This window comes from uncultured Porticoccus sp., from assembly GCF_913061305.1.
In the GTDB taxonomy this organism is placed as follows: domain Bacteria; phylum Pseudomonadota; class Gammaproteobacteria; order Pseudomonadales; family Porticoccaceae; genus Porticoccus.
In genome coordinates, this window is the sequence record NZ_CAJXST010000002.1 from 152,838 (window position 1) to 179,451 (window position 26,614).

Annotated in this window: 23 protein-coding genes; 10 read left to right on the forward strand and 13 right to left on the reverse strand. The window is 53.5% G+C overall.

The window, feature by feature from the left end; all coding sequences use genetic code 11:
- Nucleotides 1-182: 182 nt before the first annotated feature.
- Both ptsP and QZ516_RS02835 read left to right on the forward strand, forming a co-directional pair.
- Nucleotides 183-2,423, forward strand: a complete 2,241-nt coding sequence (gene ptsP / locus QZ516_RS02830; RefSeq protein ID WP_297185918.1) for a phosphoenolpyruvate--protein phosphotransferase — start codon at nucleotides 183-185, stop codon at nucleotides 2,421-2,423.
- Between the two features lie 198 nt (nucleotides 2,424-2,621).
- Nucleotides 2,622-4,082, forward strand: a complete 1,461-nt coding sequence (locus QZ516_RS02835; RefSeq protein WP_297185920.1) for a RimK family protein — start codon at nucleotides 2,622-2,624, stop codon at nucleotides 4,080-4,082.
- Between the two features lie 86 nt (nucleotides 4,083-4,168).
- Here QZ516_RS02835 and rpsT read toward each other — a convergent pair whose 3' ends face one another.
- Nucleotides 4,169-4,438: a 30S ribosomal protein S20 gene (gene rpsT / locus QZ516_RS02840; RefSeq protein WP_036861474.1), complete on the reverse strand. Its 270-nt coding sequence runs from the start codon at nucleotides 4,436-4,438 to the stop codon at nucleotides 4,169-4,171.
- Nucleotides 4,439-4,747: 309 nt separating this feature from the next.
- Here rpsT and murJ point away from each other — a divergent pair, with 309 nt between their 5' ends.
- The 6 genes from murJ to ispH all read left to right on the forward strand — a co-directional run bounded on the left by murJ (nucleotide 4,748) and on the right by ispH (nucleotide 12,166).
- The gene (gene murJ / locus QZ516_RS02845; RefSeq protein ID WP_297186431.1) at nucleotides 4,748-6,334 is read left to right on the forward strand and encodes a murein biosynthesis integral membrane protein MurJ; all 1,587 of its coding nucleotides are present in this window, start codon (nucleotides 4,748-4,750) and stop codon (nucleotides 6,332-6,334) included.
- Between the two features lie 127 nt (nucleotides 6,335-6,461).
- The gene (gene ribF / locus QZ516_RS02850; RefSeq protein ID WP_297185923.1) at nucleotides 6,462-7,406 is read left to right on the forward strand and encodes a bifunctional riboflavin kinase/FAD synthetase; all 945 of its coding nucleotides are present in this window, start codon (nucleotides 6,462-6,464) and stop codon (nucleotides 7,404-7,406) included.
- A gap of 18 nt (nucleotides 7,407-7,424) precedes the next feature.
- Entirely contained in the window at nucleotides 7,425-10,244 is a 2,820-nt protein-coding gene (ileS, locus tag QZ516_RS02855) for an isoleucine--tRNA ligase (protein ID WP_297185926.1), read from the forward strand.
- 22 nt (nucleotides 10,245-10,266) lie between these two features.
- Nucleotides 10,267-10,755: a signal peptidase II gene (gene lspA / locus QZ516_RS02860; RefSeq protein ID WP_297185928.1), complete on the forward strand. Its 489-nt coding sequence runs from the start codon at nucleotides 10,267-10,269 to the stop codon at nucleotides 10,753-10,755.
- Nucleotides 10,755-11,234 carry an FKBP-type peptidyl-prolyl cis-trans isomerase gene (gene fkpB, locus QZ516_RS02865; protein ID WP_297185931.1) on the forward strand — a complete coding sequence of 160 codons (480 nt, stop codon included), beginning with the start codon at nucleotides 10,755-10,757 and terminating at the stop codon, nucleotides 11,232-11,234. The genes lspA and fkpB overlap by 1 nt, the downstream gene beginning before the upstream one ends.
- Entirely contained in the window at nucleotides 11,234-12,166 is a 933-nt protein-coding gene (gene ispH / locus QZ516_RS02870) for a 4-hydroxy-3-methylbut-2-enyl diphosphate reductase (RefSeq protein WP_297185934.1), read from the forward strand. The genes fkpB and ispH overlap by 1 nt, the downstream gene beginning before the upstream one ends.
- Nucleotides 12,167-12,267: 101 nt before the next feature.
- Here ispH and QZ516_RS02875 read toward each other — a convergent pair whose 3' ends face one another.
- The 12 genes from QZ516_RS02875 to QZ516_RS02930 form a co-directional block, all read right to left on the reverse strand.
- A complete protein-coding gene (locus QZ516_RS02875) occupies nucleotides 12,268-12,669 on the reverse strand; it encodes a type IV pilin protein (protein ID WP_297185936.1) in 402 nt (133 codons plus the stop codon).
- Nucleotides 12,669-16,052 carry a PilC/PilY family type IV pilus protein gene (locus tag QZ516_RS02880; RefSeq protein WP_297185938.1) on the reverse strand — a complete coding sequence of 1,128 codons (3,384 nt, stop codon included), beginning with the start codon at nucleotides 16,050-16,052 and terminating at the stop codon, nucleotides 12,669-12,671. The genes QZ516_RS02875 and QZ516_RS02880 overlap by 1 nt, the downstream gene beginning before the upstream one ends.
- Complete coding sequence (locus QZ516_RS02885; RefSeq protein WP_297185941.1) at nucleotides 16,049-16,429, reverse strand: hypothetical protein; 381 nt, start codon at nucleotides 16,427-16,429, stop codon at nucleotides 16,049-16,051. Before QZ516_RS02885 ends, QZ516_RS02880 begins: the two co-directional genes overlap by 4 nt.
- Nucleotides 16,430-16,450: 21 nt before the next feature.
- Nucleotides 16,451-16,948, reverse strand: coding sequence for a PilX N-terminal domain-containing pilus assembly protein (locus QZ516_RS02890; protein ID WP_297185945.1), 498 nt, complete (start codon nucleotides 16,946-16,948; stop codon nucleotides 16,451-16,453).
- A 4-nt stretch (nucleotides 16,949-16,952) separates the two neighbouring features.
- Nucleotides 16,953-17,729: a PilW family protein gene (locus QZ516_RS02895; RefSeq protein WP_297185947.1), complete on the reverse strand. Its 777-nt coding sequence runs from the start codon at nucleotides 17,727-17,729 to the stop codon at nucleotides 16,953-16,955.
- Nucleotides 17,726-18,277 carry a type IV pilus modification protein PilV gene (gene pilV, locus QZ516_RS02900; protein ID WP_297185950.1) on the reverse strand — a complete coding sequence of 184 codons (552 nt, stop codon included), beginning with the start codon at nucleotides 18,275-18,277 and terminating at the stop codon, nucleotides 17,726-17,728. The genes QZ516_RS02895 and pilV overlap by 4 nt, the downstream gene beginning before the upstream one ends.
- Nucleotides 18,274-18,813: a GspH/FimT family protein gene (locus QZ516_RS02905; protein WP_297185953.1), complete on the reverse strand. Its 540-nt coding sequence runs from the start codon at nucleotides 18,811-18,813 to the stop codon at nucleotides 18,274-18,276. The genes pilV and QZ516_RS02905 overlap by 4 nt, the downstream gene beginning before the upstream one ends.
- A gap of 165 nt (nucleotides 18,814-18,978) precedes the next feature.
- Entirely contained in the window at nucleotides 18,979-19,515 is a 537-nt protein-coding gene (locus tag QZ516_RS02910; protein ID WP_297185956.1) for a GspH/FimT family pseudopilin, read from the reverse strand.
- 112 nt (nucleotides 19,516-19,627) lie between these two features.
- Nucleotides 19,628-20,977: a sigma-54 dependent transcriptional regulator gene (locus QZ516_RS02915; RefSeq protein ID WP_297185959.1), complete on the reverse strand. Its 1,350-nt coding sequence runs from the start codon at nucleotides 20,975-20,977 to the stop codon at nucleotides 19,628-19,630.
- Nucleotides 20,974-22,602 (reverse strand): ATP-binding protein, encoded by a 1,629-nt coding sequence (locus tag QZ516_RS02920; RefSeq protein WP_297185962.1) that lies wholly within the window; start codon nucleotides 22,600-22,602, stop codon nucleotides 20,974-20,976. Before QZ516_RS02920 ends, QZ516_RS02915 begins: the two co-directional genes overlap by 4 nt.
- Before the next feature lie 113 nt (nucleotides 22,603-22,715).
- On the reverse strand, nucleotides 22,716-23,561 hold the full coding sequence (gene nadE, locus QZ516_RS02925; protein WP_297185964.1) for an ammonia-dependent NAD(+) synthetase: 846 nt from the start codon (nucleotides 23,559-23,561) through the stop codon (nucleotides 22,716-22,718).
- Between the two features lie 207 nt (nucleotides 23,562-23,768).
- Nucleotides 23,769-24,752, reverse strand: a complete 984-nt coding sequence (locus QZ516_RS02930; protein ID WP_297185966.1) for an outer membrane protein assembly factor BamD — start codon at nucleotides 24,750-24,752, stop codon at nucleotides 23,769-23,771.
- Nucleotides 24,753-24,860: 108 nt separating this feature from the next.
- Between QZ516_RS02930 and rluD the strand changes: the two genes are divergently transcribed.
- Both rluD and pgeF read left to right on the forward strand, forming a co-directional pair.
- Complete coding sequence (gene rluD / locus QZ516_RS02935; protein ID WP_297185968.1) at nucleotides 24,861-25,820, forward strand: 23S rRNA pseudouridine(1911/1915/1917) synthase RluD; 960 nt, start codon at nucleotides 24,861-24,863, stop codon at nucleotides 25,818-25,820.
- Nucleotides 25,821-25,828: 8 nt separating this feature from the next.
- Nucleotides 25,829-26,575: a peptidoglycan editing factor PgeF gene (pgeF, locus tag QZ516_RS02940; RefSeq protein ID WP_297185971.1), complete on the forward strand. Its 747-nt coding sequence runs from the start codon at nucleotides 25,829-25,831 to the stop codon at nucleotides 26,573-26,575.
- Nucleotides 26,576-26,614: the final 39 nt, after the last annotated feature.

Here is a 26,614-nt window from a genome sequence, read left to right on the forward strand (position 1 = left end):
TTTCTTCACGCTGGTTTTGCAGATATTGTATCGCTTATGGGCGGACGCTCGTGATAAATACCCCTTGTGGTTTTTTAGCAATTCTCTTAAATAGCGAAATGAGTGATGCTGTGATGGTGGATAGAGCGCAGGTTGTCTGAAAAATTTCCTTCATTGGATGTTGATGGTTAACGATTATTGCTATGAAAAGTGTTGTTCATGAGTTAGCGCGTATCGTCCAGACTGTGGCGACGGCTGATACACCTATCGATCAGGTTAACCTGATCGTTGAGTCGATCAGTCAGACCATGGCGGTGGATGTGTGCAGTCTGTACCTGGCGAACGAGCAGCGGGAAATGCTGTTACTGGCATCTCACGGTCTGGCCAGAAAAGCCGTACGCAACGTCAAGTTGCCATCTGGCACAGGACTGGTGGGCCTGGTCGCCACCAGTCGCCATCCGGTCAATCTGGCCGATGGCACAGTACATCCCTCGTATTGCTACGTCGCAGAGACACGGGAAGAGCAGTTCCACAGTTTCTGTGGTGTACCTATCGTGCATGCCGGTAAAGTCATTGGCGTTCTGGTGGTTCAGGGTCGTGAAATCCGGGAACAGTCGGAGGAGGAACAGGGCTTTTTAGTGACGCTGGCAGCCCATCTGGCATTGCTGCTGGGTACCAGTCCGCTTGCCCAGGGCGATATGATCGGCCTCAACGAGCGGGTGTCGGGTGTCAAGGGTGCACCCGGTATCGGTATCGGCCATATCAAAATAAGCGATCACGGTGAACTCTACTCTGTGCTCGATGCGCCCTGTGAAGATATTTCCGGTGCCGTGGCGGACTGGGAGAAACTGCTTACCGTGGTCCGGGCACAAATTGTTCACGAACAGGCGTCCCTCGGCAAAGAGATATCCGGCAGTGTCGCCGGTATTTTCAGTGCCTATAACATGCTGTTGGAGGATCCGGCCTTCTGCAATCATGTCGAGAAGGGGATTCGTGGCGGCAACTGGTTGCCGGGATCACTACGCAAAGCGGTGCAGCATTTTGCCGAACTGTTTCTGGAGATGGATGACCCCTATCTGAAAGCCCGCCACGAAGATATCCACCATCTGGGTAACAAGTTGTTCAACGCCTGGCGGGGTATCAAGCCTGTGGCCATTCCGCCTGATACAAACATCGTATTGGTGGGTTTTCAGGTGAGTGTTTCCGATATTGCCCTGATCCCCAGTGACAAATTGGTGGGGCTGGTCTGTTTTGACGGCTCCGGTCTGTCCCATACGGCTGTGCTCGCCAATGCACTGGGTATTCCTGCGGTCATGGGCACCGGCCGGCTGCGTCGACTGGTCGATGACGCCAAAATTATTGTTGATGGCAATAATGGTCAGGTACTGCTCAATCCCGCTGATGCGGTTCTGGCAGAGTACCAGCGGTTGGTGAATGATCGTCGCGCGCTGATAAAGCAGTTGGAAAAGATGCGCGATTTGCCGGCCGTGACCCCGGATGGTATCGCCGTTACCCTTTACACCAATACTGGGCTGTTGGCAGATATTTCCCCGGGACTTTTGAGCGGCGCCCAGGGTGTGGGCCTGTACCGCACAGAAATTCCCTTTATGGTGCACGATAGCTTCCCCTCCGAGGAAGAGCAGATCGGGGTCTATCGGCAAGTGCTGGATGCCTATCGAGGCAAGCCGGTTCATATGCGGACCCTGGACGTTGGCGGCGACAAGCAATTGCCCTATTTTCCGGTCGACAATGAAAAAAATCCGGCCCTGGGTTGGCGCGGGGTGCGTTTCACTCTGGATAATAGCCAGTTACTGATGACCCAGGTGCGCGCCATGATGCGCGCAGCAGAGGGCATGGACAATCTGCGAATTCTGCTGCCAATGGTCAGTTCCACCAGTGAGCTCGACGACTTTTCCGAGATCTTTCTCGATGCCATGGAACAGCTGACAGCAGAGGGCTACGCTGTTACCAAACCTGATTTGGGTGTTATGGTGGAAGTGCCGGCTGCTATTTCCCAGATTCCGTTCTGGGCCGGGAAGATCGATTTTATCTCCATCGGTTCCAATGACCTGAGCCAGTATCTGCTGGCGCTGGATCGTGACAACCCCCGGGTATCAGCCCGTTATGACCATGTGCACCCCGCTGTGCTGCTGGAAATTCAGCGCATTCTCAAACTGGCCAAGGATGCTGGCATCCCGGTCAGTCTCTGTGGTGAGATGGCTTCGGATCCAGTGGCAGTGGTCCTGTTGCTCGGCCTCGGCATGCGTACACTCAGTATGAGTGCCGCTAAATTACCCCAGGTGAAATGGTTGATTCGTACACTGCCTATTGCTACCGCCGAGCGCCTGGCGCGCGATTCACTCACCTGCCACTATCCCGCGGATATACGGAAACTGGTGCGTCTCGAACTCGATAACCTCGGTCTCGATGAGCTGTTTAAATAGCGGGGTGACAGCGGGTTTCCGGGACTCTCCCCGGCACTCTCCCCCGGCACTCTCCCAAGCACAACTGGAGAGTTCATACGTTTAACTAACACATTGATGTCAAAGGATATGATCAGGTGGATCGACAGGCTGCCGGGATCCGGTAACCTGAAAGCGTCACTCGGTATTTGCTGACAATACAGACAGAGTAAACAATTTATGTCCAATCTTTTACTGGTGGTGGACGATCTCGAGGATATCAAGGGCTTTGGCTTCGATGACCGAGTCATCAGTTTTGAACAATATCTGGAGGATCACCCGAAAAAAGGTGAGAAAAAGCTCAGTCTGATCAACCTGTGCGACAGTGAAAAGTATCTGAGTAGGGGGTACTACTGCTCCCTGCTGGCGGAGGCCCGGGGGCATCGGGTGATGCCCTCGGTGAACACGATCAATGATCTGCGCAGCAAGTTGTTGTACATGTCGCGGATCACTGGTGAACTGCTGTTGTCCGGCGCCAATGCGGGAGGCGATGGAGAGAAAAAAACGTTTTATGTGAATTTTGGGATTGCATCAGATCCCGGTTTTTCCAGGTTTGGGCAGCGACTGTTTTCTGTGTACCCGGCCCCCATGTTGAAAGTCGTGTTGTTCTGGTCCGGTGGCTGGCAGGTAAAAAGTATTGTTGCCATTTCATTGGACAAATTGCCAAAAGCGGAGCGTCCGAAATTTGTGGAAGCGCTGCTCAAATTCAACGAAAAACGCTGGCAGAGCCCGAAAAAGAAGAAATCCTATCGCTGGGAGCTGGGCGTATTAGTGGATCCCAAGGAGGAGATGCCTCCCAGTAACAAGGAGGCCCTGAGCCGTTTTATCAAGGCTGCGGCCAAGTGTAATATCAATGCGGAGCTGATCACTGCCAGGGATTACCCGCGCCTCGGCGAATACGATGGCCTGTTCATCCGTGAGACCACCGCTATCGACCATCACACCTTCCGTTTTGCCCGCAAGGCGGAGATAGAGGGGATGGTCGTGATCGATGATCCCACCTCCATTTTGCGTTGTTGCAACAAGGTGTTTTTACAGGATGCCTTTACCTACAACGGTGTCCCCGCGCTAAAAACCCAGGTGTTTTCCACGCACAACCCCGACGACCTGGATGCCATTGAAAAGGAATTTGGCTACCCCGTGGTATTAAAGATACCCGAGGGTTCGTTCTCCAAAGGTGTATTCAAAGCTGCTAACCGGGAAGAGCTGTCGGTGCATCTGGAAGAGCTGTTGAAAACCACTGCGCTGGTATTGGTGCAGGAGTATCTCTACACCGATTTTGACTGGCGCATCGGGGTATTCAACAATCGGCCTCTGTACGCTTGTCGTTACTACATGGCGCGCAATCACTGGCAAATCTACAATCACGGCAGCAAACGCTTTAACTCGGGCGGATTTGAAACCCTGCCCACCTACGAAGTGCCGAGGGAGGTGCTGGATGCCGCATTGCGTGCCGCCAGGGTAATCGGTAGTGGTTTATATGGCGTCGATATCAAGCACCAGGGCAAGCAGGCCTATGTGATTGAAATCAATGATAATCCCAATATTGACTACAAGGTGGAGGACGCCTACCTCGGCGATGAACTTTATATGCTGGTGATGGCGGAAATGGCCCGGCGTCTGGAGCTGAAAGGTCGTTAGAAAATGACTATTTATTGATCGCCAATTAGCGACCAGCCACAAAAAAACCGGCCGATGGCCGGTTTTTTGATTGCGATGGCAAGCCTTTAGCTGGCCGCCATTGCCTTCAATTGGGCGTTCAGTCTGCTCTTGTGACGGGCGGCCTTGTTTTTGTGAATAATCCCTTTGTCGGCCATCCGGTCGATGACGGGTACCGCTGAATTGTAGGCGGCAGTCGCCGTGGTCACTTCGCCGGTTGCAATGGCGGCATAAGTTTTCTTGATATAGGTGCGTACCATAGAACGCAGGCCGGCGTTGTGCTGGCGACGCTGTTCATTCTGACGTGCGCGTTTGCGTGCTTGGGGTGTATTGGCCACCTGGGTGCTCCTCTCAATCGTGAGTCTTGATTCAAGGCGCGGAAATATACAGGTTTTGGGGCGGCTTATCAACAGGCCGAAGGCCACAAAATCTGCAAATTGCGTTTAGTTTGATAGTCGGGCGTCTGGCGGCGCGTTCAGGCGCAATACCCAGCAGTCGGTCCCGGCTGTCAGAGCCTAATGTGTGAATCTTTCCAATCGGCGGCGCCGCTATCATCCCGTCACCAAAATCACTATGATTTGCCCCTTGCGTTTAGTCATTGTCGGGACCATGCCGGTTTGCAACCACAGAATTCAGACGATAATCCTTTGGAGCCCAAAGCCGCAGAACCCCCGGTAGCGCCGGGGCTGCTGCGTTCCAGTAGCGTGGTCGGCAGTATGACCATGCTGTCCCGGGTACTTGGCTTGCTGCGGGATATGGTGTTTGCCCGGGTGATCGGTGCCGATGCGCTGGCGGATGCCTTCTTTGTCGCCTTCAAGATTCCGAATTTCTTTCGACGACTGTTTGCCGAGGGTGCGTTTGCCCAGGCATTTGTGCCAGTACTGGGTGAGTATCGCGAAAAAGGCACCCCGGCAGCGGTCAAGGCTTTGCTGGATAGCGTGGCCGGTGTGCTGGGGTCGTCGCTGATCGTGCTCACTGTTCTGGTGGTTATTGCCTCACCGTTGGTCACGGCACTGTTCGCCTTTGGTTTCTGGCTCGATTACCCGGACAAGTTTAACGCCGCCAGCACTATGCTGCGGATCACTTTCCCCTACTTGATGTTGATATCCCTGACAGGCCTGGCCGGGGCGATTCTCAACAGTTACGACCGTTTTGCCGTGCCCGCTTTTACGCCGGTGCTGTTAAATATTACCCTGATAGCCGCTGCGCTGGTGGCCGCTCCCTGGTTTGATGCGCCTGTCTACGCGCTGGCCTGGGGGGTGCTGGTGGCCGGGGTTGTGCAACTGCTGTTTCAGTTGCCGTTTCTCGCGCAGATTGACCGGTTGCCGAACCCTAAGGTGGATTGGCGGGATGACGGTGTGCGCAGGGTGCTTCGCCTGATGGTGCCAGCAATCTTTGGTGTCTCTGTCAGTCAGATCAACCTGCTGCTGGATACCGTGATTGCCTCGTTTCTGCCAACGGGGAGTATTTCGTGGCTGTATTACTCTGACCGGCTGTCCGAGCTTCCGTTGGGTGTGTTTGGGATTGCTATCGCCACCGTGATTCTGCCGAGCCTGTCCCGGCAACATGCTGCCCGCACCACGGAGGTGTTCAGTCGCACACTCGACTGGGCTCTGCGCATGGTACTGTTGGTTGCCATTCCAGCGGCGGTGGCATTGATGATGCTTGCCGAGCCGATTCTTGCGACTCTGTTTTACTACGGCGATGTGATGACGCCACGGGATATCGGGATGGCCACCCTCAGCCTCCAGGCGTACGCAATTGGTCTGATCGCTTTCATGCTAATCAAAGTGCTGGCTCCCGGTTATTTTGCCCGGCAGGATATGAAAACCCCGGTGCGTATCGGGGTGATTGCCCTGGTAACCAATATGGTGCTCAATTTGGCGTTTGCCCTGCCGCTGCACCACTATTTTGGGATCGGGCATGTCGGGTTGGCGCTGGCGACATCATTGGCGGCCATGCTGAATGCCGGACTGCTGTTTCGGGGCCTGTATCGTTTCGGTATTTATCATCCTTCACCCGGCTGGCCCCGCTTTCTGCTGACTTTGCTGGGTGCGAATCTGGTCATGGCGATGGTGCTGTGGGGATTCACGACTTACCTGGATCAGTGGCTTCTCTGGAGCGGTTGGCAGCGCGCTGGCTGGATGCTGTTGACCTGCCTCAGTGGCATGCTGGTATACACACTGTTTTTGCTGGTGGGTGGCATACGACCCTCTCACCTCCGCCATCGCTAGGGCGCTGTCACAAAAGTGTTGCCGTGGCGGTGCCGCGCCTGTTTTTCCCCCATTGGGCTGGGTTATACTGCCGCCTTTGTTTCGCGATGAAAGCCGCCAGTGACTCCAAACCAGTGACCGGAAACCAGTGACCGGAAAAAAGCATCAGTTTATCCGCGGGTTGCATAACCTGCGTCCGGAACATCGAGGTTGTGTCGCAACGATCGGCTCATTCGACGGCGTTCATCTCGGCCACCGGGCAATACTGCAACAGTTGCGTGAAAAGGCCGCAATATACAGTCTGCCCTCTGTGGTGATTATTTTTGAACCGCAGCCTCAGGAGTTTTTCTCGGGAGAGCAAGCCCCGGCCCGGCTGATGCGTTTGCGCGAAAAGGTGGAAGCGCTGGTCAGCGAAGGTGTAGATCGGGTTCTCTGCCTTCAGTTCAATCCTTCGTTGCGCAGTTTGTCTGCCCGACAATTTATTGACAGAGTGTTAATAGACGGACTGGGTGTTCGCTGTCTGGTGGTCGGTGACGACTTTCGCTTTGGCCATGATCGCAGTGGCAATGACCGGCTGCTCAGGCAAGTGGGGGAGCAGCAGGGTTTTGACGTGATCGACACGCATACCCTGCAGTTTGGCCGCGAGCGGATCAGCAGTACGCGCATTCGTCGGGCGTTGGAAGTCGGTGATTTTGCGCTGGCGGAAACGTTGCTGGGGCGACCCTATCAGATTACCGGCAGGGTGGTTTACGGGCAGCAGTTGGGTCAACAGTTGGGTATCCCCACTGCCAATGTGCATCTCTATCGCTACCGCGCACCATTGAGCGGTGTGTATGTGGTTGAAGTGGTACTGGATGGCAATCGCTTGCCCGGTGTCGCGAATGTGGGCGTGCGTCCAACCGTAGGTGACCTGATAAAACCGGTGCTGGAAGTACACCTGCTGGATTTTGATCAGTTAATCTACGGTCAAAGAATTCATGTGGAATTCAAAAAGAAAATACGGGAAGAGCAGACGTTTGATTCTCTCGATGCCATGGTAACGAAAATTCACAGTGATATTGCGCTGGCCCGGCAGTACTTTGCCGCGGTGTAACCCCGATGTTGGAAAACGATGACTGATTACAAAGCTACCCTCAATTTGCCATTTACCGAGTTTCCCATGAAGGCCAATCTGGCCCAGCGGGAACCGACCATGCTGAAATCCTGGCAGAGCACCGGGCTTTACGAAAAAATTCGTGAGCAGCGTCACGGCAGACAGAAATTCATTTTGCACGACGGCCCTCCCTACGCAAATGGCGATATTCATATCGGCCATTCGGTCAATAAAATATTGAAGGATATCGTCGTCAAGTCCCGCACGCTGAGCGGTTATGACGCGCCCTATGTGCCCGGTTGGGATTGCCACGGGCTGCCCATCGAGCACCAGGTTGAAAAGAAAATCGGCAAGGCCGGCGTCAAGGTGGATACCAAAACATTTCGTCAGAAATGCCGGGAGTATGCGCGCCGTCAGGTGGATGGCCAGAAAAAGGATTTCATGCGTCTCGGCGTACTGGGCGACTGGGAAAACCCTTACCTGACGATGGATTACCAGTTTGAGGCAAATATTATTCGGGCGCTGGGCAAGATCATAGAGAACGGTCATCTGGTGCGTGGCTTCAAGCCGGTATACTGGAGTGTGGTCGGCGCCTCAGCCCTGGCGGAAGCTGAGGTTGAATATCAGGACAAAATGTCTTTTTCCATCGATGTGGCGTTCCCGGTTGTGGATACCGAAGCCTTTTTGGCCCTCGTGGATGATGTGACTGGCGAAGGGCCGGTCGCAGTGGCCATCTGGACCACCACGCCCTGGACGTTACCTTCGAACCAGGCGGTCAGTCTCAATCCAGAATTGGATTATGTGCTGGTGCAGTGCGATGCCGGTGAGGGTGTTGGTGAGGGTGTGGGTCGCTTTCTGTTGGCCGAAGAGCTGGTGCCTGCCGTGATGAAGCGCTGGGGTGTGGAAGACTACCGGATTGTCGGTCGTGTCAAAGGACTGCGGCTCGAGAACCAGCTGTTACAGCACCCGTTTTATGATCGTCAGGTACCGGTCCTGCTGGGCGACCATGTCACCACAGAAACCGGTACCGGCTGCGTCCACACAGCGCCGGATCACGGCATGGAAGACTTCGTGGTGGCCAATAAATACGGCATTGGCACACTCAATTATATTGATGATCATGGCCTTTTCCGCGACAGCGTGCCGCTGTTTGCCGGCGAGCATGTCTACAAGGCGGATGAAGCGGTTGTGGCGCTGCTGAAACAGCGGGGCGTACTGTTGGCCACCCATAAAATTACCCATAGCTATGCGCACTGCTGGCGGACCAAAACTCCGCTGATCTATCGCGCCACACCGCAATGGTTTATCGGCATGCAGCAGAACGGCCTGCTGGATAATGCCCTCAAGGCAGTGAAGGATGTCACATGGTATCCGTCCTGGGGACAGGCTCGCATTGAGGGGATGCTGGAGAACAGTCCCGACTGGTGTATTTCACGTCAGCGCACCTGGGGTGTTCCGATAACCCTGTTTCTTCACCGCGAAACCGGCGATTGGCACCCGCGCACTGCCGAGTTGATCGAGGTGGTTGCACAGCGTGTTGAGCAGGCGGGCATTGATGCCTGGTTTGATCTCGATGCGTCGGAGTTGCTGGGTGACGAAGCGGCAGACTATACCAAGGTTACGGATACGCTGGATGTCTGGTTCGACTCCGGGGTTACCCATGCCGCCGTGCTGGATGCCCGCGACCAGCTCGCCTATCCGGCAGATCTCTACCTGGAGGGGTCCGATCAGCACCGCGGCTGGTTCCAGTCTTCCCTGAAGACAGCCATTGCCATCAAGGGCAGTGCCCCATACCGGGCTGTTCTGACACACGGTTTCACGGTGGATGCCGATGGCCGAAAGATGTCCAAATCCCTGGGCAATGTGATGTCGCCCCAGCAGGTCGTCAACGATTTGGGGGCGGATGTCCTGCGCCTGTGGGTCGCAGCGACGGATTTCAGCGCGGAAATGAGCGTTTCCGAGGAGATTCTCAAGCGCACTGCCGACTCCTACCGGCGCATCCGCAATACCGCCCGATTCCTGCTTTCAAATCTCAACGGTTTCGATCCGGCCCGGGATCTGCTACCGGTCGAGGATATGCTGGAGTTGGATCGCTGGGCAGTGGGTCGAGCTGCCAGCGCCCAGCGGGATATCCTCGCCGCCTATGACAGCTACCATTTTCATCCCATCTACCAGAAGCTGCACAATTTTTGTGTCACCGATATGGGTGGTTTCTACCTGAATATCATCAAGGACCGCCAATACACCTGTCAGGAGAACTCTAGGGCCAGACGTTCGGCGCAATCGGCGATTTACCATATCGCCGAGGCGCTGGTTCGCTGGATTGCCCCGGTGCTCAGTTTTACTGCGGATGAAATCTGGCGTGTTATGCCCGGGGAGCGTGGAGAGTCGGTATTTATGGCAGAGTGGTGGTCGCTGCCACCTGCTGCTGCGGATGCGATTCCCGACAGCGACTGGGCGTTAATCGCCAGGGCTCGAAATGCGGTCAACAAGGTGCTGGAAGGCAAAAAAGAGACGGGTATCCAGAAATCCCTGGAGGCGGAAGTGGTACTGTATGCGGATGGCGAGCTGGCCAGTGCACTGGGCAAATTGAAAGATGAATTGCGTTTTGTGCTGATTACCTCCGAGGCCCGGCTGGCCCCGCTCAGTGAGGCAGACGGCGCCGAGCCCACGGAACTTGAGGGTTTGCTGTTGCATGTTGCCCGCACGTCCTATGCCAAATGTGTCCGCTGTTGGCATCACCGCGCCGATGTGGGTGCGGCGGCTGAACACCTGGAACTGTGTGGTCGCTGTGTGGAAAACGTCACAGGTGCCGGCGAGCGGCGCCTGTTTGCCTGATTGGATGCCAATGATAAATATCATGCAATCTCGCGCCGGCTGGTATCTCCTGTCTGGAATGGTCATTCTGGTCGATCAGCTCACCAAATACTGGGCCTCGGCGTCGCTGGTCTATGGCCGGGCGGTGGAGATGCTGCCCATGCTGAACCTGACGCTGCTCCACAACCGGGGCGCTGCCTTCAGTTTTCTCAGTGAGGCAGGGGGATGGCAGCGCTGGTTTTTTACCGGTATCGCGCTGGCGGTGAGTATTTTTATTGGGCTTTGGATGACGCGCTTGCCCCGGGGGAAAACCCTGTTGGGCATTGCGCTGGCGTTGGTGCTCGGTGGTGCGCTTGGTAATTTACTGGATCGGGTGTTTCTCGGTTATGTGGTTGATTTTATCGACGTCTATTATTTGAATTATCACTGGCCCGCGTTCAATGTGGCGGATTCTGCGATTACAGTGGGTGCCATACTGTTGATCATTGAAAGCCTTTGCCATCGCGACCAGTCACTTGAAGGAGAAAATTGATGGTTGATACCCATGAGACGGCACCTGTCACCATCGGGCCAGATACCAAGGTGACACTGCATTTTTCGCTGGCGCTGGAGGATGGTTCGGTGGTGGATTCCAACTTTTCCGGCAAGCCGGCGACTTTTGTGGTGGGCGATGGGAGTCTGCTGAATGGTTTTGAGTCTGCATTGTTTGGTCTGAGTGCCGGAGATGAAGTCGTGCTGGAGATCGGTCCGGAGCAGGGCTTTGGCCCCCACAATCCCAACAATATTCAGCGCTTTTCAAAAGGGGACTTTCTAAAGGGCGGGGCCGATGATGTCCAGCTGGAGCCGGGGCTGATGCTGTCATTTGCCGATGCCAGCCAGACCGAGTTGCCCGGTGTTGTGGTTGAGATAGATGAGGAGCATGTCATGGTGGACTTCAATCACCCGCTCGCAGGCCATCAAATTACCTTCGCCGTAAAAATTCTTGATGTCATGCCGGCGGTGACCCACTAATGGAGGTCAAACTTGCCAATCCGCGTGGGTTTTGCGCTGGCGTTGATCGGGCCATTGATATTGTCAATCGTGCCCTGGATATCTTTGGTGCCCCTATCTATGTCCGTCACGAAGTGGTGCATAACAAGTTCGTGGTGGATACGCTCCGCGAGCGCGGCGCCATCTTTGTCGAGGAGCTCCATGAAGTGCCTGACAATGTGATTGTGGTTTTCAGTGCCCACGGCGTGCCCCAGTCTGTCAGGCAGGAGGCCGAGTTGCGGCAGTTGCGGGTCTTTGATGCGACCTGTCCGCTGGTGACAAAAGTGCATATGGAGGTGGTGCGCTACAGTCGTGAGGGCCGTGAGTGCGTCCTGATTGGCCATCAGGGCCACCCTGAAGTGGAAGGGACCATGGGGCAATATGATGACGTCAATGGTGGACATATCTACCTGGTGGAAAATGAGGCTGATGTCAGTCAACTTGACGTCAATGCACCGGACAATCTGGCCTACGTTACCCAGACAACGCTATCGGTTGATGATACAGCCAGGGTGATTGACGCGTTGCGGCAGCGTTTTCCCGCCATATCCGGCCCCAAAAAAGACGATATCTGCTATGCCACCCAGAATCGCCAGGATGCCGTCAAGCAGCTGGCGCTGGAGTGTGATCTGGTGCTGGTAGTCGGCTCGCCAAACAGTTCAAACTCCAACCGATTGCGGGAGCTTGCCGATCGGTGTGGTGCCGATGCCTATTTGATTGATAGTGCGCTGGATATCAGGCCGAGCTGGCTGGTGGGCAAAAAAGCCATTGGCGTTACTGCCGGTGCTTCAGCTCCGGAAGTACTGGTTCGCGATGTCGTGAACAAACTTGAAGCATTGGGTGCACGCCCTCCGAAAGAGCTTCCCGGCGCCACTGAAAATATCAGTTTCTCGATGCCGAGAGAGCTTCGCTAGATAGCTAACTTATGATTTTAAGACATAAAAAAACCGGACTATGTGTGTCCGGTTTTTTTATGTTGAACTGGCTGCCTGGTTTTTTGAACAGAAACCCGGCGCTAATCCTGCCAGCTGCCTGTTTTTTCGCCTCGGCTGGTGAGCCCCAGATTTCCTTCGACAGCCTGGCTTCCCTGTGCCGTCGCCACGACGTTAATGCACTCATCTATTGGCAGTCCCCCTGCGCAAGCTGCCGCGCTGATCTGGTAGTGCCCGTTTTCAGAGGGAAGGTTGGTCGCCACCGCCATGCCTAGATCGGTTAGATCCGTGGTGTAGGTCAGGTTGTTGATAAAATGGCGCTCCTGGGCCTGCATCACCTTGTTAATCAGGGCAATGCCCTCGGTGCGGCGAGTTTCTCTGACAGTCTCCATATAAGACGGGTACGCAACCATCGCCAGCAATGCGATGATTGCCACCACAATCATGAGCTCAATTAAACTGAAACCCTCAATACGCTGTTTCACTATTGATTTTCCCGCCAATAGGTTCTGTAGATTTTGACTGTTGTCGGCAGTCCGTCGGGACAGTTTTCACCCTCACATTCTGTATCGGTAACTTTTTCAGTGCCCACATAGAATTCTATTGAGGTTTTACCATCTTCATCCGGCACAAACAGCGCGACTACCTCCGGCGGGTTACCCGGTTGCTTCAGGTTGATGTACTGGCTGGATAGTACGGTTTTGCCAGTGACAAAGTTCATGGCATAGAGTCGTCCACCTCCGAGGTAACCGGCTCCACAGGTGGTGTCAACCTCTCCGGTTCCTTCCGGGAGATAAGAGGTGTAAATAGATGTGCCATCGATAGTCAGTGCGGGCCGCATGAATTTTTCACCCAGGTCGATAGCATCCTTGTAGAACCCGTTGGGTGCATTTGTCTGAGGATCGGCAGGGTCACTGTCGGGGCTGGTCATATCCAACAAATCATTGTTATCTATGCTGGTGTATACAACGTCGCCATCTTCGTCTTTGGGTGGACCGTACACACTGTATTCAAAGATTGCGTACAGTCTATCGTCTATTGCAGTATTTTTTGGGTGGGCCATATAGCCACTGCCAAAAGTCAGTACAAAGAAAGGTGCACGGCCTTTTTTCTGTGACAGGGATACCGTGGGCCCAACATAAAAACGGCGGAATTCCCCAGCTTCGGCAAGGTTCGCAATCTTTCCACCCTGGGCGAGGTTGTTTGCCGAAGTCGTGGCACTATTAATATCAATGCGCCATACACTGCCTTGTATATCAACGCCAAAGATGATGTCGTCAATGCCGTCGCCATTCATGTCAGCCATGGTCAGATCGCCGGGCATGCTGTTGCTCATTGGCAGATCCAGGTTGTGAACATCCTCACTGGTATCGTTATTGCCGGCGGACCAGAGTTTTTGGCCTGTCAGGGCATCTACCATATAAATAGCGGCTCCCGTGTCACCACTTGTCGGAGTAGTTGCCGCATCGTGTGCTGTGTCATAGCCGCCACCGAACACAAGCACATCTCTGGTGGTGCAATTTTCGCCGTCCCCGTCACAACTCCAGTTTATCCGGCCACGCACGGGTTTTGACCAGGTTTGTCCCAGGTCGTGGAAACCGGCACTGCCACCAAAAATGGTCCACATGAGTTTCGGGTTGTTGGTGTTGGTAACGTCCATGGCGTAGTAGTTATCACCGCCGCGACGCATGCCAAAGTAGCTGTACACGTGGTCGCCATCTGAAGCATCAATAGTGATGTCATCGTCATCAGGATTTTCTTCGCGCCAGATTGTCATGGGACCATCGAGGCCATAGATTTTCGAGGCATCGGGGTCGTTAATGTAAGTGGCATGCTGTGTCTGCAACTGATCCTGGGGAACGAAAGCGAATAGTTCTCCACCGTTGCCAGTGTCAATGGCATGGAAAGCGCCGTCGTTGGAGGTGAAAAACAGAACATCTTCTGTCGTGTTTTCTTCAGAGTTCCCGGAGTAGGTGACCACTACTGGACGGTTGTGGAGGGCATCAGCCATGAAATGAGATGCATCCGACGTGTTGTTGTTGTCATTTTCATCGTTGACATCGACGCCGAGTATCCATTTTATGAGCTTGTCACGCTCAGCCTGACTGGCATCATCACTCAGACCATAGAACTCATTGGTAATCGTATCGTTGTCGAGAGTGATAATATTTTCTGCGGAGTTAAGCACAATATTATTTGTGCTGGCATCTCCCGATACGGTGTAAACAAGCCGGCTATTAGTGAGCTCGTTGGCGGCCCCACCTTTTTTTACTGCATTGCCGTCGGTATTTTGGCTCCAGTAGCTGATAGCGTTGGAATGAAAATAGCCAGTATCCGGGTTGATCGCAATGGAGTCGTCTGAGCCGACAATGTCGCCATCTGTATTGATTTTGTACTTCTTGATATTGCCGTGCCAGCGAGGATAGATATTTGGCTCAAAAATGGCAAAATAGAGTGAATCCTGATGCTGGAGCCGGTTGAAGGCGTTCACTGATACTGCCGGTGCAGTGAATGTCGTAGACGTTGACAGAATATCCAGAATGATTTTGTTAAATGCCGTCTTTAGCTGCTCGGAAGAGCTGGCCGTCAGATACTGTCCTTCCCCCTTTTCTGCCGTTGTCTTGAGCAACTCCATTTCGTAGCCAAAATCGAAGGCGATGGTATAGGTTCTGACACTTTGGGTGCCGTCCAGCGTCTCGTTATAGTCATGGTTGGCCATATACTCGGCCATTTCATCGAGACAGGTGCGGTCCGAAGTCCGGGCATCGTCAGAGTGGGAGCAGCTATTACCGGTCATGTTCGAGACAGTGTTGTCCCGGCCATTATCTTCATAAGGTGTCCCATCGGTGAGCAGCACCACATAGTTGCTCTGGCAGGAGCTTTCGCCGATGGGGGAGTTGTAATAGCCGTTGGTAACTGCAGCGGGGTCGCGGTTCCAGGAAGTCCCGTAATCGACCGAATCGCCCTTGAAGTACCGGTGGGCCTCCCAGAGGGTTTCATTCAGCGGGGTCCAGTCGTCCGCAGGAATATCGTTGATTTTGTCAATAATGGCGTCGCGGTCATCTTCAATATCTGAAAAATGATGCAGCACATAGCCACCATTGCGGTAATTAAAGCGCATCAAGCCGAAATTCAGGCCGGTAAAATTGCTGACCAGGTCGGTACCCGCTTCCTTCATGATATCGAGTTTCCTGCGATATTCAGACGGGTTGGCTTGCAGGTACTCGTGATAATTGGCTGAAACGTAGAGTCTGCGATCGGTAATGCCGTTCTGGTTCCAGTTGATCTGGTTGCTGGTGGAGTAGGGGCCGTTATTGCCGTCTCTGGCGTAACGGTCAGAGGAGCTGCTGTCGATGCCGTGTACCCCGGCATCATCCCGGCACTCTACGGTTTTGTTGGAATTGGTGACATCGCGCCAGTAGTTCACCGAGACAGTTTCACAGGTTCTCCACCACCACCACCCGGTACACTGTTCTACTGTACTCTCGTGCCATTCGGCAACCCGTTTTCCCGCATAAACAGGAAGGTCGGGTGAGTCCGCCATGTGGTCTGTCATTGCTTTACAGCTGTTTCTGCCGGGATCTATGCTGACGTTGCGGTAGCTATAGTTTTCGTTGTGAACATATATCGTGCCGTCACCCAGACCGCCGTAGTCATGGTCGGGATCGTAGGGTGGCTGGGTGAGAATTTCGTCATCCATACTGCCGGAGGAGTCAAAAATAAACAGCACGTTGGGCTGGAATTCTTCGGTCTCGGATAAAATTTCTTCGCTGAAGAATATTTCTATATCGTCTGCCGGCAGTTGGTTGGAAACAGAGATGCCGGCAAGTAGCGGCAGGCCAAAGAGAATAAATTTGCTGAGTTTCATTCTGCTACCCTCTCTCTGGGAATAATTTTGATTTTTACTACGTGGTCGTCTTCCTTGCGGTAGGTAAAACTGGCGTGGTAGCCGCTCCAGGTCTGTAATTCGGTAATGGGGCGCTCTGCACCAAACGCGTTAATGAAGGTTGTTGTGCTGTCGAATGTGTAATGTTTCGGCTCGCAATCGATTGAACACTGGACCGGTGAAGATATCACTGTGCCCATCCCCTGAACGCCGTCAGTGGTTTTGATCTCAATTCTGGCTATTTCGATAGTGCGAACGAGCTCGATCATGATTGGTCCGAAGGCCAGTGCCGTATTGGCGGTAAGCAGCATGCCAAAGACTGCACCGATCAAAGGTAAAAAATATTTTTTAATGTCCATAGCGATAGACCTTTTTCCAGGTTATTCAGTGGGTGCAAGTCGGACGATGCCGCTCGTCTGACTTGAACCAACACCGGTGTTATCCAGTTCGACAATGCTGTTAAGTTCAAAATAATAGGCACTATTGCTCGTGGCGGAACCAATGGTTGTTCCGGTAATTTGCCCCAACCCCTCTTCCAGATAAACAACGGATGCTGTTTGATCAAAAGGATTGTCGGCCGATGTCTGGGTTAAATCGGCCGCAGGAATTGTTGCCTGCCCTGTACTCAGGGCCTCGGTGAGAATGTCTTCACTGTTTTCATCAACCATTTTTCGATATTGACCATTCAGTTCACTCAGTGCCGTGTTGAAGGCGTTTAAACGTAGCTGGCTATTGCGAACCATATTTGATTGAAAGCTGATATCGGTGGTGGTCCCTATACCAATAATAGTCAATATGGTGAGCATCACCAGACAGACGATCAGTACGGCGCCGCCCTGTTTGCGATCGGGAGCAGGTGTGCTGCTCCGTGTAGTCACTACCCTATTTTTCTGCATTGTTGTAGATCACGTTGTTTAAAGTGATGGTGGTACTGTATACCTGCCGCTCGTGTTTGTCGGTCAGAGCGAAAGGACCGGCATCCAGCAACGTAAAGGTGCGTGTTTCGAGATTTCCGGAACCGATTTCCTGACCATTGTTAACCAGCACCGCGACTCGAACAGCGCTCACGGCTGCCCAGTCGTCGACATCGTCGGCGGAAACGTAGGAAAAGCTGCCACCCCCGGCTAATTCCACACGGTAGAGAATGTGCAAACTTTCCACGCCATCGACCAGGGGTTGGCCAACACCAATCCAGCTGTTGCTCTCGAGGTTAAATCCGCGACAGTTGAGGGCGCTGACGCCATCGACGGTATTCAGGTAAAAGACGTTGGCGATTATGTCATCCGGGCCGACAGTGTTGTCAGCGCAGTCGCGGTCATTCTCCGGGTTGTAAACAGCCGCAATCTGATCGCCGGCAAGCACGGTGGCGTTTTCAGTACAGGCGTTGTTTCCTGCACAGTCTTGAGTGAGAAATGTCCGGTTTTCCACGACTTCTACATCGTTGGTCTGATAATAGGCTTTGCTGATTTCGCGGCTCAGAAAATCCAGCGCAAACCGGCCATTTTCCTGAACTCTGGACTGACTATCGGTGGTGTCATAGAGCTGCTGGGAGGCGAGCATCATCTGCAGGGCTCCAACCGTAAGCAGCAGGCCCAGCGCCATTGCCACCAGTAGTTCTACCATGGAAAGGCCGTATTGTCGGGTTCTATCAGCGCTCATGGTCTGAATACCTGAATAAACTGCTGCCTGATCAAAGCCTCTCGAGCATCCTCGTCATCGGTAATATCCTGAGTGTCATCGGCCACTGCCTTTGAGCTCCATTGCAGCGTTAGTTGATAATCGGAATCTGCTGGGCAACCAGCGGCTATGCACGATATGGACGCGGTAAGGTTCAGCGGCGAACTGCCACTGCTGCAAAAGGTTTCCCATATATCAAATGTGGCCATTTGCGTGGCGTCACAGCCCTCGGCATCCGTGGTGGTATCGGCACAATAGGGGTCTGGTGCGCTGTCGCAGTCTGCAGTGAAGTCGTTGACCAAGTAACCGCCGGCTTCTCTTCCCAATTCATTGGCCTGAATTCGGGCGACGAGTTCCTGGGCGGCCCAAACGGCCTGACTGCGTTGAGAGGAATCAAAATTTTCCTTGATCGCCTGGTATTGCAGCGATGCAATACCCTGCAGGCCGATGCTGAATACCAGCAATGCTATAAGTACCTCAATGAGAGAGGCGCCTGAGTGGAATTTATTGTAACCGGGGGTTTTTTTCATAATGTGCACGATGGTAAAGGGTTGGTTTCGGTTCCCTTCAAAATACTTGTTCTTCCTACCAGGTTGACAGTAATAGAGCTGCCGCCTTCCTCTTCCGTGCTGTCACAGAGGACTATTTCCACAGGGTTGTTGCCTTCATTGAGCAGTCCACCACTGGTAAAACTTATGTAGGCAGCGGCATTGGTGCTGGTGCTGGCTGTGATTCCACCCATGGAGAATTCCAGGTCTTTGATCAGGGTGTCATTTGCTGCGGAGTAGGCCGTGTTGCCACCAACGTCCGTATCGGTATACATCGTCAGCCCTTCGGTCCAGCCCCCGGCTTTGGAGGCGAGGGTAATGACACTCTGGCGGCTGACGGCTTCGTTGCGAGCCTGTTTCAGTATCCCTGCCAAATTCATGGTGGCTGTGTCCATGCGTGTACTGACGACCCAGTTGTTAAAACTGGGGATGCCTACCCCAAGAAGCACTACCAGGACCACTAATGTGACCATTAGCTCTATCAGCGTAAATCCTCTTTGGTCCCAAGCGTTTTTCACGTACGCGTTGCCTTCTTTGTTTGCCGCATGGCTGTTACTGAAAATACTTATACCCATCATCAATATGGTTGTGTTGTTGACAGCGGGTCAATGCCTTGCTGACAAGCGGTTTTATCGGTTAGATCGACGGTTGAGTGGGGAGATTATTTAGAAATAACCGGTTATTCAGCAATCGGGTTGTCTTATTCGGACTCTGCCTGTTTTCGCCACAGAAGCTGCAAATTGATAGGGGTTTTCTGTCTTATCCGGGCAGTAATGAAATGTACCATTCAGCGAGTTAGTGAGTCCCAAAGGATTAAACTGGAGATACGGCTTTTTTCTGAATGAGCGCCAGCTTAAAAATCGGGCAGCGTCATCCAGCACAATGTATTTCACGATTTGGTCATCACCGTTCACCGAACCATTGCGGTTATTATCGATAAAAACCAACAAGTCCGGACCCCACTCTGCTGAGCAGTTGTCGATACCCGGGCAGAGCGTGATGGTTTTCTGCATACTGACCGATTGGGCGCGAGAAAACTGAATGCTATGAATAAGCGAGTACTGCAGGGCAGTTGATTTCTGATACTGTATCCAGAGAGACATCGCCGGGACGCCCACTATCAGTAGTACGCTTAATAAAGCCGAGATGATCAATAACTCTAACAGAGTAAATCCATTTACCCGTGGCATTTGAAAATCCTTTTCCTGTGTCGCTTTCACCCATTCCTTTGAGTGTCAAAACTTACACTAGACTATAGTCGCAAAATGGATTTTTACGCAATGCTGTCCTCTACTTGAAATTAAACCTTTTCTGGTATTGCTTTGTGCGGTTTTAGTCGAGGTCAAATTTCTGTAACTTATAGCGCATCTGGCGGAAACTGATACCCAGCTCCCGGGCGGTAGCCGTCTTGTTCCAGCGGTTTTTTTCGAGGGCTTTCAGCAGCAGTTCTTTCTCAATGGAACCCAGGTAGTCATCAATTGAATCAAAACTGTAGGCACCGGATTCGGTGCCGTCTCCTGGAACGAAAGCAACGGTTGAATGGCTGGGGAGCTGCAGGTCTCTGGCGGTAATCGCTGACCCGTTGCAGAGAGTGAATGCCCTTTCGAGGACATTTTCCAGTTCCCTTACATTGCCGGGAAATGTATGTTGCCTGATCGCCGCCATCGCATCGTCTGACAGGATCGGAGGTTTTGTCCCGGCCTCCCGGGAAAAACAATGGAGAAAGTGTTCTGAAAGCTGCGGAATATCTTGCGGTCGATCTCTTAGAGGGGGAACCTGCAGCTCAATAACATTGATGCGGTAATACAGGTCCTGTCGGAAGCGGTTGTTCTGCACCTCCCGGGTCAGGTCTTTGTGAGTGGCGCTGAGTATACGGACATCCACGGCTACTTCTTCCTCTGCGCCTACCGGGCGAATACTTTTCTCCTGGATTGCTCTCAGCAGTTTGACCTGCATCGGCAGAGGCAGATCGGCCACTTCATCCAGTAACAACGTACCGCCATTGGCGGCTTGAAACAGTCCCTGTTTGTCCTGATGAGCGCCAGTAAAACTACCTTTTTTATGACCGAAGAATTCACTTTCCATCAATTCAGAGGGAATGGCGCCGCAGTTCACCGGAATGAAGGGACCATTGGCCCGTGCACCGAGAAAATGGATCGCCCTGGCTACCAATTCTTTTCCGCTGCCGGATTCACCACTGATAAAAATGGGCGCCTGGCTGCGCGCTACCCGTCGAATCTGTTGTTTGAGTATCTCGATAGCGGGTGATTCGCCGAGCAAAACGGTTTCCGGTATGACTGGACTGGGGGCCTCCCTTTTTAATTGCAGTGCGGATTGGACAAGGTTGCGCAACCGCATCAGTTGCAACGGCTTGGAGATAAAATCAAAGGCTCCTTTTTTCAGGGCATCGACAGCGATTTCCATGTTGCCATGGGCGGTGATCATGGCGACTGGCAAGTGTGGCGCCGTGGCCTGTATATGGTCGACAAGTTCGAGTCCGTTGCCATCGGGCATTTTCATGTCGGTGAGGCAGAGGTCAAACTCCTCACTCTCGAGCAATTTTCTCGCCTTGGTCAGCTTGGCTGCGGTGACGACTTCCAAACCCATTTGCTCAAGTGTCATTGTCAGGAGCTCTCTGATGTCCGGTTCGTCATCCACCACCAGTACACGTTTTTTCATCATGATTGCGGTCTCGGTAATACCCGGTCTGGATGCGAAAACCCGATCCGGAAGTGTCTGTTTTCCGGCTCCTCTGCAAAATAATTGAGTGAAGCATAGTTGACGCTGCAAAGCTCCTTGGCCAGATAGAGCCCCAGACCTGAACCTTCATGGGATGTGGTGAAAAAGGGTTCAAAAATGGAGTTGTGGTCTTCGACGGGAACCCCAGGACCGCGATCAAATACATCCAGAAAGGGCAGTTCTGATGTCGTATCCCTGCAGACCACGAGTCTGACCCAGCGCTCCCCCGTGGCCTGTTCACTAAAACGCAGGCCATTATCCACCAGGTTGGTCAGTATTTGGGACAGGTGACCCGGATCAAAGAAAATCTGGGTATCCTTGTTCAGACTCTCGATTTCTATGGTGCAGGGGGCTCTCTGCGTGTCCATGTAGTCGTTACGGAATTTTTTCAGCCATTGCAGGAGCCAGATTTTTTGAAATGCCGGGAGCTTTTGCCGCGACAGTTGCAGTACGTTTTCAACAATCTGGTTTACCCGGAGACAATGGCGCTGAACGATATCCAGCAGCTTGGCCTGGCTGTTGTCGGTGGCCTGTTCTGCGAGCAGTTGCGATGCGTGACTGATGGCCCCGAGTGGATTGCGGATTTCGTGAGCAATACTGCCAGTCAGCCGACCGAGAGAGGCGAGTTTCAATTGCTGGGCATGTTGTGAGAGGGAGCGGGTATCCTCGAGAAAGATCAGGGTCTGCTTATCTTCCCCCTGGTGGAGAGAAGTGAAGTTAGCCTGGATCTCTATCGATGAAGCAGATGTTTTGAAGGTGGGGGTTCGCAGCCATCGGTAGGTCTTCCAGCGATCAAGCTGTTGGTAAAGCGGCATGATCAGACTGAGTGGCTGGCCAGCCCCCAGCGGTTTTCCCGGCTGTTGTCCGCCAAGCAGCTGAATGGCGGCGCTATTGATCAGTGTGATGTTGTCTTGCCTGTCGACCACCACGATACCGGTCCGCATCCGTTTGACAATGGATTCATTGAGTTGCTGCAGCTGTTCGCTTTCAATGGCTTTCTCCGCCGCAATTGTCTGGGCGAGACGGATTCTCTGGGTTAATACCTGGAACAGCAGGGCCGTGGCGAACAGCAATATCCCGAGAATTCCTGCGGGGAAAATGGATTCCTTACTTTGGCCGAGGATCATACTCGTTGAAAGCGTTTCCAGCATCACACAGATACTGGCCGTTGCCGCCAGTAATAATGCCAGCTGGCCAGCGACCAGAATGCTGCCTGCCGCAACGGTGGCGAGCATCAGAAACCCCAGCCCGCTTTCCAGTCCACCACTGGCGTGCATCATCAGTGTGATGGCCACCATGTCGGTCAACAGCATAAAAAACAACATCTGGATGCCGGGTGTGGCTCGATAGACTTTCAGCGAGATCAGTGACAGCAGGCACAGCAAGGTATAGATGCTGACTGTCCCCAAAAAAAGCTGTGGTATTTCTGCTCCCAGGATGCGGGTAGCGATGCCTGTCAGGTACATCGTAAGCAACGCACTGGACAAAATGACCCGGTAATAACCGTACACCTTGAGCAGGCTGTCCGGTGCCGGTGGGGCAGTCATTTTGCCGATATTGAGTTGCATAAGGATCGGGGGTCTGGTCGGGTTAAGTCGATTCTATCTGAAAAAGCAGTTTCAATTCATGAACAGTCCCGCTATTTGCCAACCGGGTGGTTGTGTTGCCAGGCCCTTGCCGGTCACTGGTCGTAGATAGTTGGAATCGGATCTCGCTTGTGCCGGGTATTGTTATAGATTTCGATAATGCGGTTGGCCACCTCGTCGTTGACAGGCTTGGCCTCCAGAAAATCATCCAGTTCATCGTAGCTGATACCGAGTGCATGCTCGTCGGCCTTCTGTGGAGCAAGACATTCCAGGTCGGCCGTGGGTGTTTTTTCAACGAGGTGTTCAGGCGCGCCGAGAAACGCAGCTATCTGCCTGACCTGCCGTTTGCTGAGGCCGAACAACGGTGCCAGATCACAGGCACCATCCCCCCATTTGGTATAAAAGCCGGTGACGTTCTCAGCCGAGTGGTCCGTGCCGAGCACCAGTCCGCCCAGCAAGCCTGCGATCTGGTATTGAATCACCATGCGTGTGCGGGCTTTGGTGTTGCCTTTGGTGAAGTCCGTCTGGCCTGGAGACGCGGTCAGAAGCTGCCCGTTGTTCAGTGCGCCAAGTACTTCTTCATGGATGGCTTCCACGCCGGGTTTGATATTGACGACCAGACACTCGCTGGGCTGAATGAATTCAATAGCCTGTTGGGCTTCATGTTCATCGGCCTGAATGCCGAAAGGTAGTCGAACAGCGATAAAGCGATAAAGCGGCTTGCCCTGTTCCCGGTTCAATTGCTCAACGGCCAGTTGTGCCAGCCGCCCGCAGGTTGTTGAATCAATGCCACCACTGATGCCCAACACCAGATTGCGCAGGCCGGCGCCGGTCAGGATCGACTTGATAAAATCAACACGCCTGGTGATCTCGTAGGCCGGATCAATGCTGGGCAGGACTTTCATTTCCTGCAAAATAAGTTTGGCGTCTGGTGTTTGCATCGTTATTTTCTCCGAATAAAGTTGACTGTTTCTGAGCGAACTCTACAAGCATAGACGGGCAATCAAGAATAACGGATTTTCGAAGCAGGTTGGAATACGATGTTTTAATTATCCTGGTTGAAAAACCGGTCCGCAAAAACGGATAAAGGAGCAGTTGCTCCTTTATCCGTTTGGAATTTTTCATCAAGCTGCCGCCGAGTCGCTGTATCAGTCGAGCACACCCAGTGTCAGCCAACTGAGCCAGGATCGTTTCTCTTCGCCCCGATTGTTGCCGCCCGACACATTGCGATAACGCTCATTGAAGACATGACGGGAATCAAATCTGGGCGGATCCGGGTGGTCGTAGAGGCCGAGGGTCATTTTATTCAACCAGGTTGGTTCCATAAAATGGGGGTCGTCCTGGTACTGGAACTGACCGCTGGTATCCAGAGCGGGATGCTGGGGGTAGTTGGCTGCCAGAAGGGCCGCTGCATCTGCTGCCAGGTCCTGCATCTGCATGAAATGATAGGCCTGCGCCATGACCGCCAGTCCGTCAGGTACTGCGGGCGTTTTCTGGAAATTTTCAACCACATAACGGCCGCGGTTGGCGGCAGCCAGATAGGCGCCCCGCAGAAAATAGTAGTTGGCGACATGGATTTCATGCCGGGCAAGGATGTTACGGAGGTAGACCATCCGCTTGCGGGCATCGGGCGCGTAGGCGCTTTCCGGGAAGCGGTTGAGCAATTCATTGAAGGTGACAAAGGAGTTACGTGCCGAACCCGGATCACGCTTGGTTTCATCCGTGGGAAGAAATTGTTCAAAAAACCCCTTGCTCTGAACAAAAGAGGCCAGACCTTTCAGGTAGTAGGCATAATCCACGTTGGGGTGTTGGGGATGCAAACGGATAAAGCGGTCGGCGGAGGCAATGGTCGCCTCATAATCCTGAGACCTGAAGTAGGCGTAAATCAGTTCGAGCTGGGCCTGTTCCGCGTAATCGCCGAACGGATACTGGGCTTCCAGGGCCTCCAGGTTTTCGATCGCCTGAAACCAGTAGCCCGACGACAGTTCCTTCTGGATTTTTTCAAAGAAATCGGCCTCGGTATAACCGGAGGTGTCTGTTTTATTGGCGTCCTTGTCATCACCGCTCCCAAGCCAGGCACAGCCACTGGTCAGAAAAATCGAGCAAACAAACAATAGAGCGGGAAATCGCATGGAATGATTGAATCCTGGTGGGTCAACGGTGAAAGTGTTTTTATCGGCCGAAGTAAAGCCTGTAAGATGGCCTATTTAACCACAGCCCCGAGCGGATTCAAAACTTCAATGACTGAACCAGTTGTTCTTAATGCGATTGTTCCGGAGACCGTTGGCGGCGCCCGGCTCGACCAGATAGCTGCCGAATTGTTCAAGGGATTTTCCCGTTCCCGTCTACAGCGGTGGATCAAGGAGGGCGACCTGCTGGTCGATGGCAAGTCCTGCCGTTCCCGGGACAAGCTGTTTGGCGGAGAACAGCTGACAGTCAAGGCAACATTGGAGCCGGAGGGTGAGTGGTCGGCGGAACCGATGACCCTGGATATCATTTATGAGGATGAGCATCTGCTGGTGATCAATAAACCGGCCGGGCTGGTTGTACATCCCGCCGCTGGCAACTATCAGGGCACTTTGCTGAACGGGCTGATTCACCATCTGCCAGGCAATGAAAATATTCCTCGAGCCGGCATCGTGCACCGGTTGGATAAAGATACCACCGGTCTTATGGTCGTCGCGAAAACGCTTGCTGCACATCAATCGCTGATCCGACAGTTGCAGGATAGATCAGTGAGTCGTGAATATGAGGCGGTTGTGCCGGGTGTCATGACGGGCGGCGGAATGGTCAACAAACCATTGGGTCGGCATCCACAGGTGAGAACCAGAATGGCCGTACTGGATCATGGTGGCAAAGAGGCCATTACCCATTACCGGGTGATTGAGCGCTTTGCCGGTCATACCCATATTCGGTTAAAACTGGAGACCGGGCGGACGCATCAGATTCGGGTGCACATGGCCTCAATTGGTTATCCCCTGGTTGGCGATGCCACTTACGGTGGGCGTCTAAAGCTGCCGAAAGGGGCCTCCGATGAACTTCAGGATACCTTGCGGGCCTTCAAGCGTCAGGCGTTACATGCGGCCAGATTGGCCCTGATTCATCCGCAGACGGAAGCGTTGGTCGAATGGCAGGTAGAGGCCCCGGAAGACTTTATGCATCTGCTGGATGCACTTCGTTCCGATCATGAATCAATCTGATTGATGCAATGTCCATCATCCTTCCCGATTGGCCCGCACCCCACTCTGTCAAGGCTGCTGTCAGCACACGTCGAGGCGGTCTGTCTGCGGCTGCCTGGCGAAGCCTGAACCTGGCCTACCATGTGGGAGACAATGCCCAGTCTGTGGAGCAAAACTGGCAATTGCTGGGTTCGTTACTGCGGCTTCCGGTTGCGCCGCAATTGCTGGAACAGGTTCACGGTACCGATGTGGTCCATGCTCAGAGTGACGGCATTATTCGGCGCGCAGATGCCTGCTACAGCGATCAGCGGGCTGTGGTTTGTACCGTGATGACGGCCGATTGCCTGCCGATCCTGATCTGTGACAGAGCCGGTGCAGAGGTGGCTGCCGTTCATGCGGGTTGGCGCGGGCTGGCTGGCGGGGTGGTGGCGAATGCTGTCAGGCAATTTAAAAGCCGTCCAGCCCAGTTGCTGGCCTGGCTGGGTCCGGCCATCAGTCAACCCCACTTTGAAGTGGGCGAAGATGTCTATCAGGCCTTTTTGGCCAATACGCCAGGGTGGGGGGCGAGGCAACAGGTTGACGCCTGCTTTCTCCGAACCCGGCCTGACCGCTGGCAGGCGGACATCTTTTCACTTGCCCGGCTGGCGCTGTCGGCATCCGGTGTCACGGCCATTTTTGGCGGTGGGCACTGTACCTTTGCCAACCCCGAATCGTTCTATTCCTACCGCCGCGATGGTCAGACCGGACGAATGGCCAGCCTGATCTGGATCAGTTAAACGCCCGCATCTTCTTGAATTCCCCCTCCCAGCCCCAAC

Coding starts and splice junctions, on each gene's coding strand:
- pilV (WP_297185950.1), bottom strand. CDS start 18,277: ATGAAAAAAACCCCCGGTTACAATAAATTCCACTCAGGCGCCTCTCTC.
- fkpB (WP_297185931.1), top strand. CDS start 10,755: ATGGTTGATACCCATGAGACGGCACCTGTCACCATCGGGCCAGATACC.
- QZ516_RS02880 (WP_297185938.1), bottom strand. CDS start 16,052: ATGAAACTCAGCAAATTTATTCTCTTTGGCCTGCCGCTACTTGCCGGC.
- rluD (WP_297185968.1), top strand. CDS start 24,861: ATGACTGAACCAGTTGTTCTTAATGCGATTGTTCCGGAGACCGTTGGC.
- pgeF (WP_297185971.1), top strand. CDS start 25,829: ATGTCCATCATCCTTCCCGATTGGCCCGCACCCCACTCTGTCAAGGCT.
- ispH (WP_297185934.1), top strand. CDS start 11,234: ATGGAGGTCAAACTTGCCAATCCGCGTGGGTTTTGCGCTGGCGTTGAT.
- QZ516_RS02895 (WP_297185947.1), bottom strand. CDS start 17,729: ATGAGCGCTGATAGAACCCGACAATACGGCCTTTCCATGGTAGAACTA.
- ileS (WP_297185926.1), top strand. CDS start 7,425: ATGACTGATTACAAAGCTACCCTCAATTTGCCATTTACCGAGTTTCCC.
- ptsP (WP_297185918.1), top strand. CDS start 183: ATGAAAAGTGTTGTTCATGAGTTAGCGCGTATCGTCCAGACTGTGGCG.
- QZ516_RS02915 (WP_297185959.1), bottom strand. CDS start 20,977: ATGATGAAAAAACGTGTACTGGTGGTGGATGACGAACCGGACATCAGA.
- QZ516_RS02920 (WP_297185962.1), bottom strand. CDS start 22,602: ATGCAACTCAATATCGGCAAAATGACTGCCCCACCGGCACCGGACAGC.
- nadE (WP_297185964.1), bottom strand. CDS start 23,561: ATGCAAACACCAGACGCCAAACTTATTTTGCAGGAAATGAAAGTCCTG.
- QZ516_RS02835 (WP_297185920.1), top strand. CDS start 2,622: ATGTCCAATCTTTTACTGGTGGTGGACGATCTCGAGGATATCAAGGGC.
- QZ516_RS02930 (WP_297185966.1), bottom strand. CDS start 24,752: ATGCGATTTCCCGCTCTATTGTTTGTTTGCTCGATTTTTCTGACCAGT.
- lspA (WP_297185928.1), top strand. CDS start 10,267: ATGCAATCTCGCGCCGGCTGGTATCTCCTGTCTGGAATGGTCATTCTG.
- QZ516_RS02885 (WP_297185941.1), bottom strand. CDS start 16,429: ATGGACATTAAAAAATATTTTTTACCTTTGATCGGTGCAGTCTTTGGC.